The 23,219-nt window shown below is 65.6% G+C and carries 18 protein-coding genes; 10 read left to right on the forward strand and 8 right to left on the reverse strand.

Going from position 1 to position 23,219, the window contains the following annotated elements:
* Positions 1-15 precede the first annotated feature (15 nt).
* Positions 16-840: a hypothetical protein gene (locus tag H8F01_RS17820; RefSeq protein WP_187056379.1), complete on the reverse strand. Its 825-nt coding sequence runs from the start codon at positions 838-840 to the stop codon at positions 16-18.
* A gap of 61 nt (positions 841-901) precedes the next feature.
* Complete coding sequence (gene purB / locus H8F01_RS17825; RefSeq protein WP_187056380.1) at positions 902-2,269, reverse strand: adenylosuccinate lyase; 1,368 nt, start codon at positions 2,267-2,269, stop codon at positions 902-904.
* A 1,261-nt stretch (positions 2,270-3,530) separates the two neighbouring features.
* Here purB and H8F01_RS17830 point away from each other — a divergent pair.
* On the forward strand, positions 3,531-4,928 hold the full coding sequence (locus tag H8F01_RS17830) for a class II fumarate hydratase (RefSeq protein WP_187056381.1): 1,398 nt from the start codon (positions 3,531-3,533) through the stop codon (positions 4,926-4,928).
* Between the two features lie 125 nt (positions 4,929-5,053).
* Here H8F01_RS17830 and H8F01_RS17835 read toward each other — a convergent pair whose 3' ends face one another.
* The 6 genes from H8F01_RS17835 to H8F01_RS17860 form a co-directional block, all read right to left on the reverse strand.
* Entirely contained in the window at positions 5,054-5,617 is a 564-nt protein-coding gene (locus H8F01_RS17835) for a DUF2884 family protein (RefSeq protein ID WP_187056382.1), read from the reverse strand.
* Between the two features lie 226 nt (positions 5,618-5,843).
* Entirely contained in the window at positions 5,844-6,542 is a 699-nt protein-coding gene (locus H8F01_RS17840) for a YggN family protein (RefSeq protein ID WP_338017286.1), read from the reverse strand.
* Positions 6,543-6,572: 30 nt separating this feature from the next.
* Positions 6,573-7,538, reverse strand: coding sequence for an ABC-2 transporter permease (locus tag H8F01_RS17845; RefSeq protein ID WP_187056383.1), 966 nt, complete (start codon positions 7,536-7,538; stop codon positions 6,573-6,575).
* Positions 7,535-8,392, reverse strand: coding sequence for an ABC transporter ATP-binding protein (locus H8F01_RS17850; protein ID WP_187056384.1), 858 nt, complete (start codon positions 8,390-8,392; stop codon positions 7,535-7,537). Before H8F01_RS17850 ends, H8F01_RS17845 begins: the two co-directional genes overlap by 4 nt.
* The gene (locus H8F01_RS17855; RefSeq protein ID WP_187056385.1) at positions 8,389-8,775 is read right to left on the reverse strand and encodes a GntR family transcriptional regulator; all 387 of its coding nucleotides are present in this window, start codon (positions 8,773-8,775) and stop codon (positions 8,389-8,391) included. Before H8F01_RS17855 ends, H8F01_RS17850 begins: the two co-directional genes overlap by 4 nt.
* A gap of 4 nt (positions 8,776-8,779) precedes the next feature.
* Positions 8,780-9,100 carry a hypothetical protein gene (locus H8F01_RS17860; protein WP_187056386.1) on the reverse strand — a complete coding sequence of 107 codons (321 nt, stop codon included), beginning with the start codon at positions 9,098-9,100 and terminating at the stop codon, positions 8,780-8,782.
* Positions 9,101-9,385: 285 nt separating this feature from the next.
* On the opposite strand from H8F01_RS17860, the gene H8F01_RS17865 reads away from it, so the two are divergent.
* From H8F01_RS17865 to bcsA, 9 genes are all read left to right on the forward strand, one after another.
* Entirely contained in the window at positions 9,386-10,171 is a 786-nt protein-coding gene (locus H8F01_RS17865; protein WP_187056387.1) for an SDR family oxidoreductase, read from the forward strand.
* Positions 10,172-10,188: 17 nt separating this feature from the next.
* The gene (locus H8F01_RS17870) at positions 10,189-10,449 is read left to right on the forward strand and encodes a hypothetical protein (protein ID WP_187056388.1); all 261 of its coding nucleotides are present in this window, start codon (positions 10,189-10,191) and stop codon (positions 10,447-10,449) included.
* 161 nt (positions 10,450-10,610) lie between these two features.
* Positions 10,611-12,911 (forward strand): cellulose biosynthesis cyclic di-GMP-binding regulatory protein BcsB, encoded by a 2,301-nt coding sequence (gene bcsB, locus H8F01_RS17875; protein WP_238481038.1) that lies wholly within the window; start codon positions 10,611-10,613, stop codon positions 12,909-12,911.
* 3 nt (positions 12,912-12,914) lie between these two features.
* On the forward strand, positions 12,915-14,084 hold the full coding sequence (gene bcsZ, locus H8F01_RS17880; RefSeq protein ID WP_187056389.1) for a cellulose synthase complex periplasmic endoglucanase BcsZ: 1,170 nt from the start codon (positions 12,915-12,917) through the stop codon (positions 14,082-14,084).
* Positions 14,066-17,851 carry a cellulose biosynthesis protein BcsC gene (locus H8F01_RS17885; RefSeq protein ID WP_187056390.1) on the forward strand — a complete coding sequence of 1,262 codons (3,786 nt, stop codon included), beginning with the start codon at positions 14,066-14,068 and terminating at the stop codon, positions 17,849-17,851. Before bcsZ ends, H8F01_RS17885 begins: the two co-directional genes overlap by 19 nt.
* A gap of 31 nt (positions 17,852-17,882) precedes the next feature.
* Positions 17,883-19,637 (forward strand): cellulose biosynthesis protein BcsE, encoded by a 1,755-nt coding sequence (gene bcsE, locus H8F01_RS17890; RefSeq protein WP_187056391.1) that lies wholly within the window; start codon positions 17,883-17,885, stop codon positions 19,635-19,637.
* Between the two features lie 7 nt (positions 19,638-19,644).
* Positions 19,645-19,845: a hypothetical protein gene (locus H8F01_RS17895; protein WP_187056392.1), complete on the forward strand. Its 201-nt coding sequence runs from the start codon at positions 19,645-19,647 to the stop codon at positions 19,843-19,845.
* On the forward strand, positions 19,842-20,648 hold the full coding sequence (bcsQ, locus tag H8F01_RS17900; RefSeq protein WP_187056393.1) for a cellulose biosynthesis protein BcsQ: 807 nt from the start codon (positions 19,842-19,844) through the stop codon (positions 20,646-20,648). Before H8F01_RS17895 ends, bcsQ begins: the two co-directional genes overlap by 4 nt.
* Positions 20,582-23,212: a UDP-forming cellulose synthase catalytic subunit gene (gene bcsA / locus H8F01_RS17905; protein WP_238481039.1), complete on the forward strand. Its 2,631-nt coding sequence runs from the start codon at positions 20,582-20,584 to the stop codon at positions 23,210-23,212. Before bcsQ ends, bcsA begins: the two co-directional genes overlap by 67 nt.
* The last annotated feature ends 7 nt before the right edge of the window (positions 23,213-23,219 follow it).

Raw genomic sequence — 23,219 nt, forward strand, 5'->3', positions numbered from 1 at the left:
GACCCCGCAGTGCCTTCAGCGGCAGAGCATCTTCCGGTTGTCGGCGCCGGGAACATCGCTCTCGCATTTCTTCCTGACGGCGGCGAGGCAGTTTTCGATGGTCTTCTGGTCGTTCGGCAGGCGCTGGTGCGGGCGGCAGACGGGCAGGGGCGCGGTGACTTCCACGCAGCTGGCGATGAGGGTCAGGTTGAGTCCGCGCATGCCGTAGCTGCAGCTGTTCCACACCAGTGAACTGATGGCGGGCAACGGCTGCATCTGCTGCAGGCGCTCATAGGCGCGCTGGTTGCCCTTGCGGCAGGCATCGTTGTCGCAGGCGTCGAGTACTACCCGCCGTTGCGTGTCGCTGTACGGCTTTTTGGCCTCTTCGGCATCGACGGCCTGCAGCACGCCGAGCTGGATCAGTTGCCGCAGGGTCTCGCGGGTTTCCGCAGACAGGCCATCGTGCAATTCGACACGGACATTCGCGGCGAAACGGGCAGCGATGGTGCTGCGGATCTGCGCGGCCGTGGTGATGGCCTTGTCGTCTTGCGTACAGTCGATCTTGTCGCCACTGGGGGCGAGCGAGCCGTCCAGCGGCAGGGCCTGCCAGCCGCCTTGTTGGCGATACGCCACCCAGTTGTAGACGTCGATGGATTCATCGGTGCCGAGGACCGCACCGTCTTCCTGCTTGAGCGCGCACAGGTAGGCGAAATCGCCATCCTTGACCAGATCCTTCACCACGAAGCGCACGTTCTCGTCGCCGCGTGCGGCGTTGAGGATGGCGGCGCGATCAGGATCATTGCGGTCGATGTCGGCCGCCGTGACGCTGAGCGAAGCCAGCGTCAACGGCAGCAGTGCCATCGCCGCGAGGCGGCGAAGCGCATTCCTTTGTATTCGAGCGATCCTTGCCGTTGCTTGGGTATCAGATGTTCTTGGCCAGCGGCTCGGCGAGGCCGATATAGCCGCCCGGCGTCAGGTCGAGCAGGCGCTGCCTGGCATCGGCCGGCAGGTCCAGGCCGGTGATGAACTCGCGCATCGAATCCTTGGTGATGCCCTGGCCGCGGGTAAGGGCCTTCAGCTGCTCGTACGGCTCCGGAAGGCCATAACGGCGCATCACCGTCTGCACGGCTTCGGCCAGCACTTCCCAGCTGGCGTCCAGATCGGCAGCGAGACGGTCGGCGTTCACCGTGAGCTTGCCCAGGCCCTTCTTCAGCGATTCCAGCGCCACCATGGTGTGGCCGAACGCCGTGCCCAGCGCACGCAGCACGGTGGAGTCGGTCAGGTCGCGCTGCCAGCGGCTGATCGGCAGCTTCTCGGCGAAGTGGCCGAGCAGGGCGTTGGCCAGGCCGAAGTTGCCTTCGGCATTTTCAAAGTCGATCGGGTTGACCTTGTGCGGCATGGTCGACGAACCGACTTCGCCGGCCTTCAGCGCCTGCTTGAAGTAGCCCAGCGAGATGTAGCCCCAGACGTCGCGCGCCAGGTCGATCAGGATGATGTTGGCGCGGCGCACCACGTCGCAGTACTCGGCCACGCCGTCATGCGGCTCGATCTGCGTGGTGTAGGCGTTGTAATCCAGGCCCAGGCTTTCCACGAAGCGCTGCGAGAAACCACGCCAGTCGAGTTCCGGATAGGTGATGGCGTGCGCGTTGTAGTTGCCCACGGCGCCATTGATCTTGCCTGGGATTTCCACCGCGGCGAGCTGCTTGCGCTGGCGCTCCAGGCGGGCCACCACGTTGGCCAGCTCCTTGCCCAGCGTACTCGGCGAAGCCGTCTGGCCGTGCGTGCGCGACAGCATCGGCAGGCCGGCGTTGGCATGGGCCAGCTCGCGCAGCTTGGCGATGATGCCGTCGAAGGCCGGCAGCAGCACCTGGTCGCGCGCATCGCGCAGCATCAGTGCGTAGGACAGATTGTTGATGTCCTCGCTGGTGCAGGCGAAATGCACGAACTCCTTGGCCTGCGCGAGCGAGGCGTCGTTGCCGATGCGTTCCTTGATGAAATACTCCACCGCTTTCACATCGTGATTGGTGGTGGCTTCGATGGTCTTGATGCGCGCGCCGTCATCCACGCTGAAGTCGGCCGAGATGCCCTTGAGCTTCGCCACCTGGTCGGCGGTAAAGGCGGGCAGCTCCACGATGCCCTTGTCCGCGGCCAGGGCCAGCAGCCACTCGATTTCCACGTGCACGCGACGGTGCATCAGGCCGAACTCGCTGAAGATCGGGCGCAGCGTTTCGACCTTGCTGGCGTAACGGCCGTCCAGCGGCGACAGGGCGGTCAGGGCATGGGAGGACATCGGGGAGTTCCGGAGGCGGGAAATGGGGGATTTTACAACAGGGGGGAGGGGGTGTCTGGGGGCGCTGGCAGGCGGCGGTTTTGCCCGCTCTACCGGTCGGGAGAGGGGGCGCGAGAGGGCCCGCCTCGTGGTCTCCTTCTTTGGTCGTCACCCCCTGCGGGGGCAGGGGTCCAGTGACTTTGTTCTTGGCCTTCGGTCTCGCGCGTTTCCGCCACCTGGTCGCCTACGCGGCGGGCGTTCCGACCTCCTGCCGGAGGCCGGGTCACTTTTCTTTGCTTGCCCAAAGAAAAGTAACCAAAAGAAAAGGCACCCCCATCGCGGCGCCGGCCGGTGGAGCCGGCCAGTCCGTGAGGGTCGGCCGGGCTTTTCGACAGGACATCCATGTCCTGTCGAAAAGGGATCGGCATCCCTGCCGATCCCCCTGCGGGCCTGTCGACCGCCCCTCACCGCCGCTCAAGGGGGCGGGTAGGTCAAGAGCTAGAGCCGGAGCCGAAGGCTCGTGCAGCTGCGCTGCACATCGCGTTGCGCTGCAATGGCCTATCGCGTGCCGGCTTAGCTTGTCTGTAGGAGCGCACCCTGTGCGCGACCACCTGACGGAGCGGTATCGAAAGGACGCTGCGGTCGCGCACAAGGTGCGCTCCTACAGGGGGTGTCTCGCACCGTGTGAAGCCCGATTTTCTCTTGCCTCAGTTCCCACCCCAGTCCTCTCCCGAACGGGAGAGGACGAGCGACAGGTGATGTTCAACGTGAACACCCGAGTGGCAAGGAAGAAGGTGCCGCGAAGCGGCACGACGCTCCGCGTTAAGTCCTTTCCGTGCCGGCGCGTTGCGAAGCGCCTGGAAGTACCCGCTGTGTAGAGGCGGAGGTTGCCAAGCAGCAACGTCCCTCAGCCGCTCGGGCTTATCCCACCGGCATGCTGCCAGCCTTTAAGGCCATTTTCTTTGGGTTACTTTTCTTTTGGGCCAGCAAAAGAAAAGTGACTCGGCCTCCGGCAGGAGGTCGAAACGCCTCCGCGGCGTAAGCGGCCGTCTAGCGGGAACGCGCGAGACCAAAGGCCAAGTGCAAAGGCGCTGGATTCCCGCTTTCGCGGGAATGACGGTGAGGGAAATGCAGCGTGAGGCGAGCACCCGCCCCTCACCCCAGCCCTCTCCCCGGAGGGGAGAGGGAGCCAGAGCCGAAAGGCAGAGCGCCCCCCCCTTGGCGGCGCACTAACGCGCCCCGACCTATAGTCCCCGACATCCCCCGAAGGAATCGCCACACCATGAGCCAGTTTCGCATCGAGCACGACAGCATGGGTGAACTCAAAGTGCCGTCCAAGGCGCTCTACGGCGCCCAGACGCAACGCGCCGTGGACAATTTCCCCATCTCCGGCATGCACCTGCCGCGTGCCTTCATCCGCGCCCTGGGCCTGATCAAGGCTGCGGCGGCGGACGCGAATTTCCTGCTGGGGTATCTGAAGAAAACCCAGGCGCATGCCATCCGCAAGGCGGCGCTGTCGGTGGCGCAGGGCGAGTATGACGACCAGTTTCCCATCGACGTGTTCCAGACCGGTTCGGGCACCAGCACCAACATGAACGCGAACGAGGTGATTGCCCATCTCGCCAGTCGCGGGGGCGGCAAGGTGCATCCCAACGATCACGTCAATTACGGGCAGAGCTCCAATGACGTGATCCCCACGGCCATCCACGTGAGCGCCACGCTCACCACCAGCGAGCAGCTGCTGCCAGCGCTGAAGCACCTCAAGCGCACCATCGAGCGGCGCGCGCGTCAGTTGCGCAATGTGCCCAAGACGGGGCGCACGCACCTGATGGATGCCATGCCGGTGACGTTCGGGCAGGAGCTGTCGGGTTGGGCGGCGCAGATCGGCTCGGCCATCGAGCGCATCGAGGACAGCCTCACCCGCATGCGTCGCCTGCCGCTGGGCGGCACGGCCGTGGGCACGGGCATCAATGCCGACCCCAAGTTCGGTGCGTCGGTGGCGCTCGAACTGAAGAAGCTCACCGGCGTGCGCTTCGATTCGGCGGACAATTTCTTCGAAGGCATGGCCGGGCAGGACGCCGCGGTGGAGTTGTCGGGCCAGCTCAAGGCGCTTGCCGTGGCGCTGATGAAGATCGCCAACGACCTTCGCTGGATGAATTCCGGTCCGCTTGCCGGGCTGGGCGAGATCGAGCTGCCGGCGCTGCAGCCGGGTTCGTCGATCATGCCGGGCAAGGTGAATCCGGTCATTCCGGAGGCGACTGCCATGGTCGCTGCGCAGGTCATCGGCAATGACGCGGCCATCACCATCGCCGGCCAGTCCGGCAACTTCCAGCTCAACGTGATGCTGCCGCTGATCGCGCACAACCTGCTGCAGTCCATCGGCATCCTGTCCAATGTCAGTGTGCTGCTGGCCGACAAGGCCATCGCCGGTTTCAAGGTGAACACGGCGCGGGTGAAAGAGGCGCTGGACAAGAACCCCATCCTGGTCACCGCGCTCAATCCGGTGATCGGTTACGAGAAGGGCGCGGCCACGGCCAAGCAGGCGTACAAGGAAAAGCGTCCGATCATGGACGTGGCGCTGGAAACGACCGGATTGCCGAAGGCCGACCTGCAGAAGCTGCTCGATCCGATGGCGCTCACCAAGGGCGGCATCCATGGTGGTGGAGGCGGTGGCGGCTAGAACGTCGCCACGCCGCTCTTCATGTAGGAGCGCACTTGTACGCGACAAGACGGTCTGGCGATACCCGCCAGGTCGCGGTCGCGCACACGTGCGCTCCTGCAAGGGCCATGCAAAGCGGTTGCTTGTCAGTGCTTCGCACTGCTTCGGCACTTCTCGATGGTGGTGTCGGTCAACGCTTGCCCGTAGGGCTTGAACGCTTCCATCTGGCCGGACAGCTCGTCCTGCACCGACTTCATCTCGACCAGGTCATCGCAGATCTTCGATACGGCCAGGCGCACATCCGCGGCTGCGGCGTCCATCTTCTGCCGGGTTTCCTCGGAACTCTCCGCGCCGGTCATCTTGCCGGCAACGGTGCCCAGTGCCTTGGATGCGGTTTCGGCGCCGGCCTTGCCGACCGCCACGGCGTCCGCGTGCATTTTCAGCGCCGCGGCGTTGTAGCGCTGCAGCTGCGCGCGCTGGGCATCGCTCACGGCAATCTCGTGGCCGTCCACGGCGAACTGACCCTGCGGGTTCACCGTGGCATGGGGTACGCCGTCTGCCTTGATGGTGACGACCTGGTCGTGCAGGGTGATGTGGCTGTTGATGATGTCGGTGTTGCCGCCAAACACCTGGGTGTCGTCCAGGGAGCCGTTGCATCCGGCGGTGAGCACGGCCAGCGCAAGCACGCAGGGGAGGTGGCGGAACGACATGGCGGGACTCCTTGGCAGTGGAGAGTCGGCGGGTGGATTCGCCGGTGACGCCCCATCGTAGACACGTCGATGGCGGTCCTGCCTGTCCCTATCGTCACGGCTCCGGGGCATCCGGCACGCCAAAAAGGATGTCCCGCCTGCACCCCCGCTTCCTTGCGGAAGATGCAGACGGGACATGACTGTCAACCGTGGTGTGGTCCCCGGCGATGCACCGGGCGAAGCGTGATCAGTCGGAGGACACCGTGACGCCGGGCTTGCCGTTGTCGTCGCGGTCCTTGCCACAATCGTCCACTTCCTTCTGCGTCAACGTGGCGTAGGGCTGGAAGGCCGGCATGGCCGCCGCCAGTTTCTGCTGCGATGCCAGCAGGTCCGGCATGCGCGAGCACAACTTGAGGGCCGCGGCCTGGATCTTGTCAGTCTGTGGCTTGATGCTGGCCTCGATGGCCTTGTCGCTCTTGCCGGTCAGCGCACCGACGATGGCCTGCTTGGCGATATCCACGCCCATGCCGGCGCTGGCAGCGCCCACGTCCATACCGGCGCTGGCGATGCCGGTGATCTGCTGGCGGTAGTCCAGCAACAGGGCGTGCTGCTCGGGCGTTGCATCTTGCGTCTTGCCGGCGATCACCAGGTCGCCCTTCGGCGTGATCACGGCCTTCGGGCGGGTGTCCTTGTCATTGTGGGAGTGGTTTCTGAAATGCACGCCACTATTGACGTCGATGTCCTGGGTGGCCAGTTCGACCTTGGCCTGCTCGATGCCCTTCTGGACTTCGGCGGCGATCACCGACGGTGATGTCTGCTGGTCCACTTCCTTGGCGGCCTTGGCCATGTCGCTGTCGGCGTCATGGCCGGACTGACTGCAGGCCGCCAGAGGCATCAGCAGGGCCAGTGCCATGGCGCGTCGGGCGAGTGCGTTGATCTTCATCATGTGTTCCCCCAGGGCGAATGCGGTTGGATGTCAGCTGTCGTCGCGGACCCGGCGGAACCAGATGGCGCCAGCGATAAGCGCTGCACCGGCGACCACACCAATCCACAGGTTGGGCGAAGCGAGCAGGCCGTAGGTGTGGGCCGGGGAGATGGCGGCCAGCGGGTTGTTCTGCTCCAGGTCGCCCATGCTTTCCAGGCCGTGCTTGTCGAAAATCAGGGCCGAGCCGGGGAAGACGCTGAGCAGCACACGCTGCACCACATTGCCCCAGAACCACGCCGTGGGACGGTTGAACTGACCCATGATGCCGAACCAGCTGACCAGCAGACCCAGCACCACCGGCACCGCCACCGCCCACAGGAAGGGCTTGCTGCGTGCGCCGGACGAGCAGAGCATCAGCCAGCCGATGGCGGGCATCGCCCACAGGGCATACAGCGGTACGTTGCTGATCAGCGAAACGATGGCGCGCAGGGGGTGGGCGAGGGTGAGCAGTTGCCAGGCGTTGACGCCGTGGAAGGACAGCACGATGGCGAACAGCATCAGTTGCAGCAGCCCGCAGATGACGCTGACCACCACGGCGATCACCGGTGCCACGAGCGCTGCGCTGGCTACCTTGGAGAGCACCGTGCTGGTGTTGGACACCGGCAGGGACTTCCAGAAAAGCACGCTGCGGTCACGGCGGTCGTCATAGAGCGAGCCGAGGCAGTAGAACAGCACCACCATGCCCATGACGATGCCGATCAGGCCCATCGAGGAAATCATGGCGACATCCGCCGCCGCGCCCACCTGTGCCCAGTCGCCGGCATCGGCGTGGCGCAACATCATGCCAATGTCGTTGCCGCCGATCTGCACGCCGTGATTGGCGCTGAGCACCTCGGCCGCGATGATGGCCATGATGTTCAGGACCAGGAAGATGCCGCCGGTCACCACCGGCGCCCACAGGAAGCCACCGCGGTGTTCCCAGAATTCACGCTTCATGAGCCAGTAGAAGGTTTTCATGCGTAGGTCCCCTTCATGGTGGCGACAAACAGGTCGCTGACGGTCGGGCGACGGACTTCGCCCATGCTTTCCAGCGTGGCGCGGTCCGCACCGTCGAACAGGAAGATGCTCTTGCCGAACACCTGGCGTTCGTCCAGCGGCTTGAGGCTGCGCGCTGCGGCTGCCTTGTCGGAACTCACCATCACTTCGGCGAATCGCTCGCCCACGGCGTCCATGTCGGCATCCAGCACGATCTTGCCGTCCCGGATGAACATCAGGTCGGTAAGGATGTGTTCGATCTCTTCCACCTGGTGCGTGGTGACGATGATGGTCTTGTTCTCGTCGAAATAATCTTCCAGCAGGCTCTGGTAGAACTGCTTGCGATACAGGATGTCCAGGCCCAGCGTGGGTTCGTCCAGCACCAGCAGGCGGGCGTCGATCGCCATCACCAGCGCCAGGTGCAGCTGCACGATCATGCCCTTGGACATCTGCTTCACGCGCTGGTTGGGCGTGAGCTTGGTACGGGCGAGGAAAGCCTCGCACTTGGCGCGATTGAAGCGCGGATGCACGTTGGCCACGAAATCGACGGCCTCGCTCACCCGGATCCAGCGGGGCAGCACCGCCACGTCGGCGATGAAGCACACCTGTTCCATCAGCTTGTCGCGCTGGGTGCGCGGGTCAAAGCCCAGCACGCTCAGGTCACCCTTGAAATCGGTCAGGCCCAGGATGGCCTTGAGCGCCGTGGTCTTGCCGGCGCCGTTGGGGCCAATCAGCCCCACGATGCGGCCGGACTCGATGCGGAAGCTCACGTCGTTCAGCGCCAGCGCATTCTTGTACGTCTTGGTGAGGCCATGGGCCGTCACAACCGCGTTCATGATTGGCTCCCTTCCGGGCCGGCCGGGGATTCCGGTGCTTCGCGCAACAGGGTTTTCAGGTCCAGCCCGAGGCGCTGCAGCCTGGCGAACAGCGAAGGCCATTCTTCGCGCAGGAACCGCTCGCGCTCGGACTTGAGCAGTGCTTCCCTCGCTCCATCGATGACGAACATGCCCAACCCCCTCCTTTTCTCCACCAGTTGATCGTCGACCAGTTCCTGGTACGCCTTGGACACGGTGAGCGGATTGATCTGGAAATCCGCAGCAACCTGGCGTACTGACGGCAGCGGGTCGCCCTCGTTCAAGGCGCCGTCCAGAATCATCGCCACCACGCGTTCGCGGAGCTGGCGGTAGATCGGGACGCTGTCGTTCCAGGTGATGGTCATACATTTATTCCTTGCTGATACGGCCGAACTTGTTGCTGCCAAAAGAATAGTAGGGCATGGCCAGCGGGCTCCCGATGCGGGTGCTGGCGGCCTCGGGGGCCAGCAGCGGCAGCATGGTGACGGTGGCAACACCGGCGTCGGCCAACAGGGCGGCGGCGCGCATGTCTTCAGCCGACGGGCGGACCACCACCGGAGCCAGGTCAATGACCTTGACGCCGTTGATCTCACTGACGGGGAGACTGTAGACGTTGGAGTGGATGGCGGCCAGGCCTACCGTGGTGAACAGGGCAGCGGCGGTCAGAGCTAGCAGGTTGTTCGCTTTCATGGCGGGTCTCCTTTAGTGACCTCGTGGACCGGTGTTGTAGTGAACTATAACACCATATCCGAAACCGTCAATAGGACGGGCTGAAATTCGCAACATGACTGATGGCCTATAAGGCTGAACGAGATCCGGGGCAGGCCTGTGCCCGGAAGCCGGCGCTTATATTCGGGATGCGGGCCAGGCGCTGGCAGGGCCACCCATCAGGCATCGCAGGTGACAGCCATCACCCCGCGCCGGGCGGACGGGCCGCGTGCTTCAATGACGCCACCACCCCAAGGGGAGCGCCGTATGGATGTCGGTCTGGCCGGGAAGGTTGTCGTGGTCACCGGGGCGAGCAAGGGCATAGGCCTCGCCTGTGCCATGGCGTTCGCACGCGAGGGCGCCAAGGTGGTGGGCGTGTCGCGCGACATGGGGCACCTGCACGCCGCGCAACACGACCTGCAGCGCGAAGGGCTGCACATGGAGGTCGCCGCGGCCGACCTGCGCGAAAGCGTCGCGGCGCAGTTGGTGGCCGAATACATCGAGAACGCGTTCGGGCCGATCGAGGTGCTGGTGAATTGCGCCGGCGCCGCGAAGCGCACGCCGCCCGCCGAGCTTCACGCCGATGCCATGCATGCCGCCATGCAGGCGAAGTACTTCACGTACATGCACATCATCGATCCGGTGATCCGCCGCATGGCGGCGCATAACCACGGCAGCATCGTGAACGTGGTCGGGCAGGGCGGGCGGCAGGCCAGCCCGCTGCATATCGGTGGCGGTGCGGCCAATGCGGCGCTGATGCTGGCCTCGGTGGGCTATGCGAAGGCATACGCATCCAAGGGCGTGCGCGTGAACGTGATCAATCCCGGCCTGACGCGCACGGGTCGCGTGCAGGAAGGGCTCGATGCGGAATCGCGCGCCACCGGCCGCCCGGCGGACCAGATCCTTGCTGCGCAACTGGAAGAGATTCCGCTGGGTCGCATGGCCGAGCCGCGCGAGATCGCGAATGTGGCAGTGTTCCTGGCGTCGCCACTGGCCAGCTATGTCACCGGCGCCGTCATTCCCATGGACGGTGGCAAGACCAGCGTGAGCTGACGCGCGGGCTCATGGTCATGTACGGCACGGATGTGGCGAAGGCATCGCATGTCCCTGCGAAGGGCCGTGGCATCGTCGATGCCGGAAACGCGCATATGCGCACCGTTTCACATTACTTTTATGCCTGTTTCTTTAATCGTTTCACACGAGTGACGATGTTTGTTGCGCTGATGCGCGAAGTGGGCGAGGCGTCTGCTCTGCATATCGCGTCGCGGCTTCACCGCAGTCCGTGGGAACGCCACGGATGCGAAGCGGCCTCATCGTCTGCAGGGGCATGAGCGTGGAGGCGTTGCAACGCGTCGGAGGTGGCAAGGCGTTGCGCCCGGGGTTTCCGCGGATCGTGTGGGTACGTTGATGAAGGCAGCAACGCGGGACAAGGATCTGCCCCTCCAGTCAGCCCGTCCGATGACGTTCCGTAACTGACTCAAGGCAACATTCCATGCGGCCATTTCGTTCTTTCCGGTTGGGCTTGTTGATGCTGGGGTGCTGGGTGATCGTCGGCGCCCATGCGTTTGCCGTCGACGACCTTGCCCGCGGCGCCACGACATCCACGCCAGCGCATGCGCAACCGGCATCCGCCGCGACCATCGCCGCTCCGGAAGACAGCACGTCCGTTGCTTCGCCCTCCGGCGTGGCGCGCGACCTCACGCTGAAGCAGATGGGTTCCTACGGCGCCATCAAGTTGCGCGGGCAGGACCCGAACGGCACCTTGAATGTTTCCGTGCGCAACGACGAAGTGGTGACGGGCGCAAAGCTGCATCTGGTCTATACGTATTCGCCGTCGCTGATCTACTCGCTGTCGCACATCAAGGTGTATCTCAACGGCGAAGTCGTGGCCACCTTGCCGATGGACAAGGAAACGGCAGGGCAGACCGTCAGCAAGGATGTCGTGCTCGATCCGCGCCTGTTCACTGATTTCAATCGCATTGGCCTGCAGATGATCGCGCACTACACGCTCGATCACTGCGAGGACCCGTATCACTCTTCCATGTGGACGGACATCAGCCCCGACACCACGTTGACCCTGACCACCTCCAACATCGGTCTGCCCAACAGCCTGGCGCTGCTGCCCGCACCGTTCTTCGATCGTCGCGACAACCGCGCGCTGGTGCTGCCGTTCGTGTTGCCCGCGCAGGCCGATGCACCAACCTTGCGCGCCGCGGGCGTGGTGTCGTCGTGGTTCGGTGCGCTGGCTGGCTGGCGTGGTGCGCGCTTCCCGGTGACACCGACGGCACCGGCCGATTCGCATGCCATCGCGTTTGCCTTGCCCAACGCCATGCCTGCCGGCGTGAAGCTTGATGAGATCAAGGGCCCCACGGTGATCGTGATGCCCAACCCGGCGAGCCCGCCGGAATCGGGCCGCAAGCTGCTGGTGCTGGCGGGGCGCGACACGAAGGAGCTGCAGGAAGCCGCCAATGCGCTGGTGCTTGGTCAGGTCGGCATGTCGGGTGACCGGGCCATCGTGAAGTCGGTGGATCTGGGGCCCGAACGCCGTCCCTATGACGCACCCAACTGGGCGCCGGTGGATCGCCAGGTGAGCTTCAAGGAGCTGGTCACCGACCCGGGCCAGCTGGAAGCGGCCGGCTTCAATCCATCGCCGATCCGCGTCGACGTACGCCTGCCGCCGGATCTGTTTGCATGGGCGCGCCACAGCGTGCCGTTGAACGTGAGCTACCGTTACACCGCGCCATCCAACTACAACGACTCGGTGCTCAACATCGGCGTCAACGATCAGTTGCTGCGTTCGGTGCGCCTGCGGCCGGCCGATCCGTCGGGCGTGGAGCGCCAGTTCAACGTGCCGCTGATGTCGGGATCTGAAGCCCGTGGTTCGGAAGAGATCCGCGTGCCGGCGCTGCGCATCGGCAGCACCAACCAGTTCCAGTTCCAGTTCCACATGGATTCACAGAAGACGGGGCTGTGCGTTTCTGCCGCCACCGACAGTGCGCGTGCCGCGGTCGATCCGGATTCAACCATCGACTTCAGCCAGTTCGTGCACTACACGGCCATGCCGAACCTGGCGTTCTTCGCCACCAGCGGCTATCCGTTCACGCGCATGGCGGATCTTGCCGACAGCGCCGTGGTGATTCCGGATGCGCCGGACGTGCACGAGCAGGAAACCATCCTTGCCCTGCTGGGCCAGATGGGGCGCTGGAGCGGCCTGCCTGCCTTGCGTGTGTCGCTGGTGCCCACCAGCGCCGTGGAATCCGTGCGCGACCGCGACCTGCTGGTGATCGGTACGGGTTCGGGCAGCAGCTTGATGGAGAAGTGGGGCAAGGGCCTTCCCATGCTGATCCAGCGCAGCGAGAACGACCTTGCACTGCGCGAGCCGGCCGATCGCATGCGGGCCAATGCGCCGACCGGGCGAGCGGCGCTGAGCGTCAACGGCCCCACCGCGGCGTTCGTGGCATTCCAGTCGCCGTATACCAAGGGCAAGAGCGTGGTGGCGCTGGCAGCCAGTGCATCCGATCGCCTGGGCGACCTGCTGGATGTGCTCGGCGACGATGCGCGGGTGAATGAAGTACGCGGCGACCTTACCGTGGTGCGTCAGAAAGTCGTGGTGGGGCTCACCGTGGGCGACACCTACTACGTGGGCCACCTGCCGTGGTACGCGTGGGTGTGGGTGCATATTTCCAAGTACCCAGCGCTGATGGCGCTCGCCGGCATCCTGGCTGGCCTGTTCGTGGCCTTGACGGTGTTCTGGGCACTGGGCCGGCTCGCCGCGCGTCGCCTGGAACGGTGATCGATGCGACGACTGCCGATGTCATTGCTGCGCGTGCTATGGGTCGCTACCGCGATGTTCGCCTCCGGTAGCGCCCTGGCGGCATCCTGCGCGTGGCCGGACTGGGACCACTTCAGGCAGAACACGGTGAGCGCGGACGGCCGTGTCATCGACGCCAGTACGCCCGAACAGGTCACCGTGTCCGAGGGGCAGGCGTATGCACTGTTCTTTGCCTTGGTGGCGAACGATCGCGCCACCTTCGATCGCCTGCTCAACTGGACGCAGAACAATCTGGCGCAGGGTGACCTTACGCAGCATCTGCCCGCATGGCACTGGGGCCGGCGCGAAGCCAAACCCGGCGACACGACACCGAGCTGGGGCGTGCTCGACAGCAACCCTGCGTCGGATGCCGACATCTGGATTGCCTACACGCTGCTCGAAGCCGGCCGCCTGTGGCACGAGCGCAGCTACACCGCGCTGGGCACGGTGTTGGCGCGCTCCATCGTGGCGAAAGAAACCGCCATGCTGCCGGGCCTTGGCCGCACCGTGTTGCCGGGGCCGGTGGGCTTTCATCCGCAGGACGATGCGTGGCGCCTCAACCCGAGCTACGTGCCGTTGCAGGTCATGCATCACCTGGCGAGCGCATTGCCCGAGCAACCGGAATGGAAGGCCATGCTCGACAGCTCGGCGAAGCTGGTGACCGGCACCGCCCCGCACGGTTATTCGCCGGACTGGGTGATCTACCGGAGCGGCAAGGGTTTCGGCCCGGACGAGGCCACCAAGGCCGAAAGCGCATACAACGCCATCCGCGTTTACCTGTGGGCCGGCATGCTGGCCGCGGACGCGCCGGGTCGCGCGGCAGCGCTGGACGCCTTCCGGCCGCTGGCTGATTTCGTGGCCGCGCACGGCTTTCCGCCCGAGCGGGTGGATACGCAGACCGGCACGCCGGGCAGCAACGCCGGCAACGCGGGTTTTTCCGTCGCGGTGGCGCCGTATCTGGCGGCACTCGGCCGCAGCGACCTTGCACAGGCGCAAGTGCAACGTTCGCGTTCGCTGGCGACGCAGTCACCGCTGGGCTACTACAGCCAGGTGCTGGTGCTGTTCGGCCTTGGCTATCTGGATGGCCTGTATCGCTTCGATGCGGACGGCGCCGTTGTTCCAGCCTGGACATCCACGTGCCCCGCGCCGCGCTGAGCGACCTGTTCGTGCCTGCCATCGTGCTGGTGCTGGCCGGCAGCGCCGCGGCCATGGCGCAGTCGGCGGCACCGACACCCAGCCCGCAGATGAAACAGCTGCTGGATTCCGCGCGCGTGTGGCAAGCCAAGAACCGGCCGGACATGGCGCGCGGCATCGTGGAAAAGGCCTTGCTGATCGAGCCCAACCAGCCCGATGCCATGGCGTTGATGGGACAGATCGAGCTGACGTCGAACCGGCCCGCCGAAGCGGGGAAGTGGCTGCAGCAATTGCAGAAGCTTTATCCGACGCATCCCGCCACGCTGGAGCTGGCTGACGACTACCGGCTGGCCACCACCGACAAGACGGCGCTGGCCGAGGCGCGGCTGGATACGCGCGCGGGCAAGTCCGCCGAAGCCTGGCAGAAGATGCAGACCCTGTTTCCCCGTGGTGCACCCACCGGCCCGATGGCCCGCGACTACTATCGCGCCATGTCGGCCGCGGGCCAGCGCGACCGTGCCCTGAACGAACTGCGCGAACGCATGCGGCAAAATCCCGATGATCTCGGGCAGGCCCTGATCCTGGCCGACATGCTGACCGACCGCGACAACACGCGCATCGAAGGCCTGGACATCATCTATCGCGTCTACCAGCGCCAGGATGCCAACCGGCCTGAAGCACTGGAGCTGTGGCGACGCGCACTCAACAGCGCGGGCGACAACGATCCCGCCTACTACGTGTGGTATCAGCGCTACCTCAAGGAAGTGCCTGACGACGCCAGTGCCAAGTCCGCGCTGGCGGCGCTGGCCAAGAAGGGCGGTGCTACCTATGTGCCGCCGCCCAAGGGCGTCGCGGCTCCCAATACGCCGTCCTACAGCAGCGCACCATCGCCCACGGCGCGACAAGGTGCGGCGCTCGGTGAGCAAGGCCTGGCGAAGCTGCGTGACGGTCGCCACGACGAAGCGCGTGCCTTGTTCGCCCGTGCGCTGCAGCTTGATCCCGACAACGCCGGCAAGTGGCGCAGCCTGATGGCCACGGCCACGTTCTGGGGCACTCTGTCCAAAGCCCGCGCGGCCAATGACCAGGGGCATCCCGGGCAGGGCGAAGCGCTGGCGCGCGATGCGCTACGGCAACAGCCGAACCAGGCCGATGCAAAGAAGGTGCTGGCCACTTCGCTGATCGCGCAGAAAAAGTGGCCGGAAGCCGAAGCCATCCTGCGGCCCATGGTCGAAGCCAAACAGCCGGATCTCGATGCGCTGGACATGCTGGCCAGGCTGTTGGTCGACACGCATCGCGCCGACGAAATCACTCCGCTGATCGCCCATGCCGAACAGAACACCAAGGGCTCCGGCGAGGCGATGGCCAAGCTGCGCGCGCAGTTGTTCTCCATCGAAGCGGACCAGCTCATTGCCGAAGGCAAGCGCGGTGCTGCCGTGTTGAAGCTGGAAGACGCCGTGCGCCTCACGCCGCAGGATGCATGGCTGCGCTACACGCTGGCGCGCCAGTATCGCGAGCTTGGACTCCCGGCGCTGGGGCGTTCGGTGATGGAGGATGGCGTGCGCTACGCCGCAACACCGGACATGCGCTACGCCACCGCCCTCTATCTCAACTCGCTGGACGACATCGATACCGCGAGCACCGTGCTGGCAGCCGTGCCCGAAGGCCAGCGCACCGATGGCATGCGCGAACTCGCGGCGAACCTGAAGGCTCAGCGCGACCTGCGCGAGGTGCGTCAGCTCGAGGCGCAAGGGCGCAAGCAGGAGGCGGGTGCATTGCTGGATCGCATTGCCGGCGATGTGCATAACGATCCGCAGATGCTGGCCAGTGTGGGGCGCGAGTGGATTGCACTGGGTGAACCCGACAAGGGCCTGAAGCTGGTGCGCGACTGGCTCGATGCGCATCCGGGCGATCCCGCCATTGGCGTGCGCCTGCGTTATGGCGAACTGCTGGCGGCGGCCAATCGCGACGACGAGCTGCGTCCGTGGATTGCCGATGCTCGCGCAAGGCCCGGCGTGACGCCGGAGCAGCAGGCGCAGTTCGACGATCAGTTGCTGCGTCTGTCGCTGCGCACGGCCGGGCGCCAGATCGACGCCGGCGACCTGGCCGGCGCGCAACGTACGCTGGATGATGTGCCGGAAGCCGGCAGGAAGGACAAGCGCTGGCTGCTGGCGCAGGCCGACCTGCGCGAGGCGCATCGCGATTATCGTGGTGCTGAGGAGTCCGCGCGCGCCGTGCTGGTCGATCATCCGGGCGACGCCGATGCACGACTTACCATCGCGCGCATGGAAGAACGCATGGGCCATCGCAAGGCCGCGCAGGACATCATCGACCAGGTGCTGGCCGATACGCCGCCGGAGGACATCGATACCCGTCTTGCCATTGCGCGCCGCTACACCGCCATTGGTCGCAACGAACAGGCGCAGGCGATTGTCGATCCGCTGCGGCAGCAGTATCCAGACCGCTCCGATGTGACCATGCAATCGGGCCGCGTCGCGCAGTCGCAGGGAAAGTACGACACGGCCGCGCAGCTGTATCGCACGGCCGCGTTGCAGGAGCAGGGCGAAGGCGACACGCCTAGTCCGGTGGATGGCCTCACCTCCGCGCAGCGCGCCCTGCAGGGGCTGGACGACCGTCGGCAAGGGCAGGTGGCTACCGGGATCATCCAGTCCAACGAATCGGGCAGCAGCGGCATGTCGCGGCTGGATGCCACCGAGATCCCCGTCTACGTGCGCATTCCGGACGGCTATACCGGCCACTACTTCTTCCACGCCGACAGCGTGCTGCTCAACGCGGGCACCTTGCCGGCCGACCGTTTCGACCCCGCCTACAAGTTTGGCCAGATCGCCGCCTTCGGCAATGCCGGGCTGCGCCCCATCGACCAGACCGACAAGGGTGTGGCGCTGGCGGCGGGCTACGACTTCAACGGGGCGAACAACACCTGGCGCGCGGATATCGGCACCTCGCCGGTGGGCTTCACCGTCACCAACATCCTGGGCGGGTTCCTTTACCGGCACGACTTCTACGATTCGTCCGTGAGCGTGGATGTGTCGCGCCGGCCGATCACCAGCAGCCTGGTGTCGTATGCCGGCGCGCGCGATCCGATGACCGGTGAAACCTGGGGTGGCGTGGTGCGCAGTGGTGCCACCGTGCGCGGCGCGCAGGACTGGGGGCGCACCACGCTGTTCATGTCGGTGGGCTATGGCGTGCTCACCGGCGAGAACACCGAAACCAACCACGAGTTCAAAGTGCGCACGGGCGTGGACTGGCCGGTCTACGTCGGCACCGACCAGCGCTTCTCCAGCGGGCTGGTGCTGAACTACTGGCACTACGACAACAACCAGCATTTCTACACGTTCGGTAACGGCGGCTACTACAGCCCGGGCAAGTACGTGTCGGTGAGCATTCCGCTGGACTGGACCGGCCGCCACAAGCGCTGGGCCTGGGAAGTGGAAGCCTCGGTGGGCAACTCGTGGACGCGCGAAGACGAGGCCCCTTATTTCCCCACGCGTCCAGACCTGCAGGCGCTGGCGGTAGCCCGCATGAAGGCGGCGGATCTGGGCTCGCCGTACTTCGGCACCGGTACCGGCGGCGGTTTCAGCTACACGGTGGCCGCGGCGGTGGAGTACCGGCTCACGCCGCACTGGGTGATCGGCTCGCGCTTCAAGCTGGACCGTTCACATGACTACGCGCCCAACCTTGGCACGATCTACCTGCGCTATTTCTTCGACCGGCAACGCATGCCGGTGCCGTACCCGCCTGATCCGGTCAAACCGTATTCCGCGTACTGAAACAGCGCACTGAACCCCTGGGACGAGAAACGTGGCGAATCCTCCTCCACAACCTTCCGAAGCGAACGACCGGTCGATATCGCGGGCGCGCCTGCGCCTGAACCAGTCGCTGGCCATCGAAGGCTTGCCCTCGTCGCTGGCGGCACTGGCGACGGGCGGTGTGTATGCGGCGTACGCGAGCCGCTCGCCCGCGCGTGACGCCTTGTTCTGGAAGACCGCAGCCAATGCACTGGCCACGCCGGTGACGGTGCTTTCCACGCGCTCCGCCGACGACATGGTCGTGGCCCTGCGCCAGCATGGTTTGGATATTGACCAGGCGGGCGCGGTGCATCCGCGTTCCAACGTGTGCTCGCTGCGCCTGCCGCAGAACCGCGATGGTTGTGACGTGCTGATGGAGGCCCTGCAATCGCTGTCCGAGCAATGCGCCACGCCGGCCAGCCAGTTCCTGATCGAAGGCGTGGCCACGTGCTTTGCGTGGCACGATCGCGCGGCGCTGATCCGCCAGGGCGCCGCGCTCGCGGGCTGGTGCGCCCAGACACGCCACACGGTGCTGCTGGTGATGCTGCCGCCGCTGGTGGAGCAGAGCGGTGATTTCCGGCCACTCACCGATTTCCAGATCCAGTTCGCCGGCGCGGCCCAGCTGGTGCACGTGCAGGGTGAGTTCCGCTGGGAGGTGGCGTTCTGGCGCGACAACCGCGGCACGTTGTCGGCCAGTGAATCCCTTCCGCTGCGCTTCTCCGTCAACGACCATCGCCTGATCGCGGTGATGGACCCTGACACCGACGCCAGGGAAGGCATCGGCATGCTGGCGCCTGACGAATCGCAGGTGATGGTGTCGCAGGATGCCGTGGCGCACGAGCGCGCGGTGCCCAAGCCCTGGCAGGTGCTGGCGGACAACGAGGCGCTGGTGTCGGCGGCGAGCCGCGCGGTGGCCGCCACGGTGATCCTGCATTACGGCATCGACGTGAGCCTGGCGACGCTGGCCAAGCAGGTGAACTTCCTGCGCCGGCAGTGCGGCAAGGCGCTGAAGATCCTCATCCGCGAGGACAACGTAAGCATCCGCTACGAGCTGTTGATGCTCACCCTTGGCGCCAACGCCATCCTGCCGCGCAACATGCCGATGGCGCAGGTGGAGATCGCCGTGGATGGCGTGCAGGGCCAGCTGTTCTCGCGCCCCGTGCCGGAGGATTACCGCAGCGCGCTTTCCGCCGCGATGCGCGATACCACCACGGGTTACGTGCCCGCACACCGTTTCATCGAGCTGGTGCGCGAAGCGGTGGAACGCAGTCGCCCGATCCGCCTGCCCAACGTGTTGCTGCGCCTGCCACTTGAGCACGACGTGGCCGCCATCGATGCACTGAAGGCCTGCCATATCCGCCGTGCCGGCGATTTGTGCACGGCCAGCGGCGACAGCTTGTACGTGTTCTTCTTCGCCTGCCACGTGGACTATGCCGGCAAGGCGATGGACCGCGCTTTCGATATTCCGCTGGCCGACCTGTTTCGTGGCGAGCTGCGTTGCGGTGACCGCGAGAGCATCTACGGCTCGCTCAACGAGCTGGAGGACGAGATTGCCGAGCTGCCACCGCCGGATTACACCGGATTGATCGAGCCGGTGGATCCGTTGGCGCCGGCGGCTGCCGACGAGGCATCGACGGCCACGGCGAGTGAGGAAGCGAAGCCGGTCGACCTGCCGATCCTGGGTACCGCGCCGGTTCCCGGCGAGCCGACCGGTGTCGCCCGGCGCAGTGCGCAGCAGGCGTCGTTACCGCTGAAGGTGAGGGGATAAGTCGGCGATGAATACCTTCATCAACTTCTTCCTCTGGGGCCTGATTCTTGCCGCACCGCTGTGGTGGCTGGCGTGGCGCTTCCGGCTGGGTTACTGGCTGGCGCGCGGGCGTTCGCTGTTCCGTCGTCAAACCATCCAGTTGCCCTCGTCGCTGGAAGGGCTGGTGATCCGTGGCAAGCGCGTGGGCGGCCCGGGGAGGAAGGCATGAAGACCATTGCCGTCGTGTCCTCCGTAGGCGGTGCCGGGCGCACCATGCTCACCGTGTCGCTGGCGGGCTTGCTGATGGCGCGCAAGCATCCGGCGCTGGCGGTGGAGTGCGATCCGCGCAACGTGCTCACCTTTTACTGCGGCTCACGTGCACCGGCACGGCAGGGCCTGGTGTCACAGCTGCTCTCCTCCACCGATGACTGGAGCGATGCCGCGCTGCAGACCGAGGATGGCGTGCTGTGGCTGCCGTGGGGCGGTGCGCGCGGCGACGGCCGGGGGCCGGAGGCGACCTCGGCCGCAGCCATCGCGACGGCATTGCATGAACACCCCACGTGGTTGCGCGACCTGCTTGCCCAGGTGGATCTGCCCGGCCATGGCGTGGCGCTGGTGGATACACCCACCTGGCCGTCCGTGCATGCCAGCCAGGCCATCGCCGCGGCGGACCTGGTGCTGGTGGTGTTGCCGCCGCAGCCCTTGGCCTGCGCTACGCTGCCGCGCCTGCGCAGCGAGTTGAAAACGCTGGGCAAGGAAGCGGTGTACGTGGCCAACGCCTTGTCGCCTGCCTCGCAGCTGCACACCGACATCATTGCCTTGCTGCGCGACACGCTGGGCAAGGAGCTTTCGGTGTACCGCGTGCACGCCGACGCCGGTATTCCCGAAGCGCTGGCGCGCAACGAAAGCTTTGTGCAGAGCGCACCGCATTCGCAGGCAGCGCACGACATGCAGGGATTGGCGTCGTGGCTGTCGAACTGGATTCGCGCCGCCTCGCTGGCGGCCACGTCCGCACGCGGAGGCACCGCGTGAACTCGCCGGTGACCGGGTCCAGTCCTTCGTGGTGGCGTCGCCTGCTGGCGCCGCGGCTCGATGTGGATGCCGATGCCGATGGCGGCACCTGGTTGCTGCGGCTGGTCTTTCGTCCGCCGCCGCCGGGCCGGCGCGACTGGCCCGCCCTGTGGGCTCGACGTTTGGCCGGGCATCTGCGCTTTGAGCTGGCGGTTGGGCGCGACGAGGGTTTCGCCACCTGGTGCAGGCGTCTGTTCTTCCGTCCGCGTCGTCGCCGCGTGCACCTGGCGGCCAATCTGCGCAGCGTGCGCTATCAGCGCGGCGTGCATCGTCGCTCCATGTTGCTGGGGCGCATCAGCCGGTGGCTGGCGCCGGTGCACGGCGTGGTGAGCAAGGCGGGGCATGCGGTGTCCTCGCGTCTGCCGGTGGTGCCCTGGGCGGGCATCGGCGCCAAGGTGGACCACTGGTCATCCGGGATGGATCGCGTGCCCTATCTGAAGCAGGTGATCCTGCTGCTGGCCTTTGTGGTGGCGGTGGCGTTCTGGACCACGCCGTTGCCCATCGGCGCGCAGTTCCGCCTGTTCCTGCTGGTGTGCGTGGTGATGATCGTGACGCGGCGCATCCCCGGGCGCTGGCCGACCATGCTGATGGTGTCGCTGTCGATCCTGATGACGGGCCGCTACATGTGGTGGCGCCTCACCCAGACCCTCAATTTCCCCACGCCCATCGAAGCGGTGCTTGGCTACATCCTGCTGGCCGCCGAGGTCTATACGTGGATCGTGCTGTTCTTTGGCTACATCCAGACGGCATGGCCTTTGAACCGGCAACCCAAGCCGCTGCCGGAAGATACCGAAAGCTGGCCAACGGTGGATGTTTACATTCCCACCTACAACGAGCCGCTGTCAGTGGTGAGCCCAGCGGTGCTGGCAGCCAAGAGCATGGACTGGCCGCGCGACAAGCTGCGCGTCTACCTGCTGGACGACGGCAGCCGCGAGGAGTTCAACCGCTTCGCCAACGACGTGGGCGTGGGTTACGTCACGCGCGAGGAACACCGTTTCGCCAAGGCGGGCAACATCAACCACGCGCTGTCGATGACCAGCGGCGAGTTCGTCGCCATCTTCGATTGCGACCACATCCCCACGCGCTCGTTCCTGCAGACCACGATGGGCGAGTTCATCGCCGACCCCAAGTGCGCGATGGTGCAGACACCGCACCACTTCTTCTCGCCGGACCCGTTCGAGCGCAACTACGACACTTTCCTGCGCATCCCCAACGAAGGCAGCCTGTTCTATGGCCTGATCCAGGACGGCAACGATTTCTGGAACGCCACGTTCTTCTGCGGCTCCTGCGCGGTGATCCGGCGTGCGCCGCTGATGGAAGTGGGTGGCATCGCCGTGGAAACGGTCACGGAAGACGCGCATACCTCGCTGAAGATCCATCGCCGCGGCTACCGCACCGCCTACCTGCGCATCGTGCAGGCCGCCGGGCTGGCTACCGAGAGCCTGTCCGGCCATATCGGCCAGCGCATACGCTGGGCACGCGGCATGGCGCAGATCTTCCGCGTGGACAACCCATGGCTGCGCAAGGGCCTCACCTTCTTCCAGCGCATCTGCTACAGCAACGCGATGCTGCACTTCTTCTACGGCATACCGCGGCTGGTGTTTCTCTCCATGCCTTGCGCGTTCCTGTTCTTCGGCCTGCACGTGTTCGGTGCGGATGCCATCTCGGTGATGGCCTATGTGTTCCCGTACCTGTTCGTATCGGGCATGGCCAACTCGCGCATCCAGGGCCAGTACCGTCATTCGTTCTGGGCGGAGGTCTACGAATCGGTGCTGGCCTGGTACACGGTGCTGCCCACCACCATTGCCTTCATCAACCCGAAGAAGGGCAAGTTCAACGTCACCGCGAAGGGCGGACTGATCGAGCAGGAATATCTCGACTGGTCCACCTCCAAGCCCTACGTGTGGCTGCTGGCGATCAACCTGGCGGCGCTGGTGGCGGGCATCGTGCGCATCTTCACCACGCAGCGCGACGAACCAGTCACCGTGCTGATGAACATGTTCTGGGCGCTGTTCAACGTGGCCATGCTGGGTGCCGCGGTGGGTGTGGCGAAGGAGGCCCGGCAGGTGCGTGTGTCGCACCACGTGCCGCTGCGCGTGCCGGCGACACTGGTGCTCGCCAATGGCAAGACCATCGCCTGCCATACGGAAAACTATTCCACCGGCGGCCTTGGCCTGGTGCTGCCGGAGGAATTGAAGCTGGAGCGCGGCGACGCGCTGGGCGTGGCGCTGTCGCGTGGCGACGTGGACTACTACTTTTCCGGTGCAGTGGCGCGCCTCAGTGGCGTGCACCTGGGCCTGAAGTTCGAGGACTGGTCGTACGAAAAGGAAACGCAACTGATCCAGTGCACGTTCGGTCGTGCCGACGCGTGGGTGCGCTGGGAAGAAGAGCTGGTGCCGGACAAGCCGCTGCACAGCTTCGTGGAAGTGATCGAGATGGGCTACCAGGGCGTGCTGAGGCTGTTCGATGCCGGCCTCGATGCCGTGGAAGCTGCCGTGGTGCGCAAGCCGCGCCAGTCGGGTTAACGGGGTA

The sequence above is a fragment of the Dyella telluris genome, assembly GCF_014297575.1.
GTDB lineage: Bacteria > Pseudomonadota > Gammaproteobacteria > Xanthomonadales > Rhodanobacteraceae > Dyella > Dyella telluris.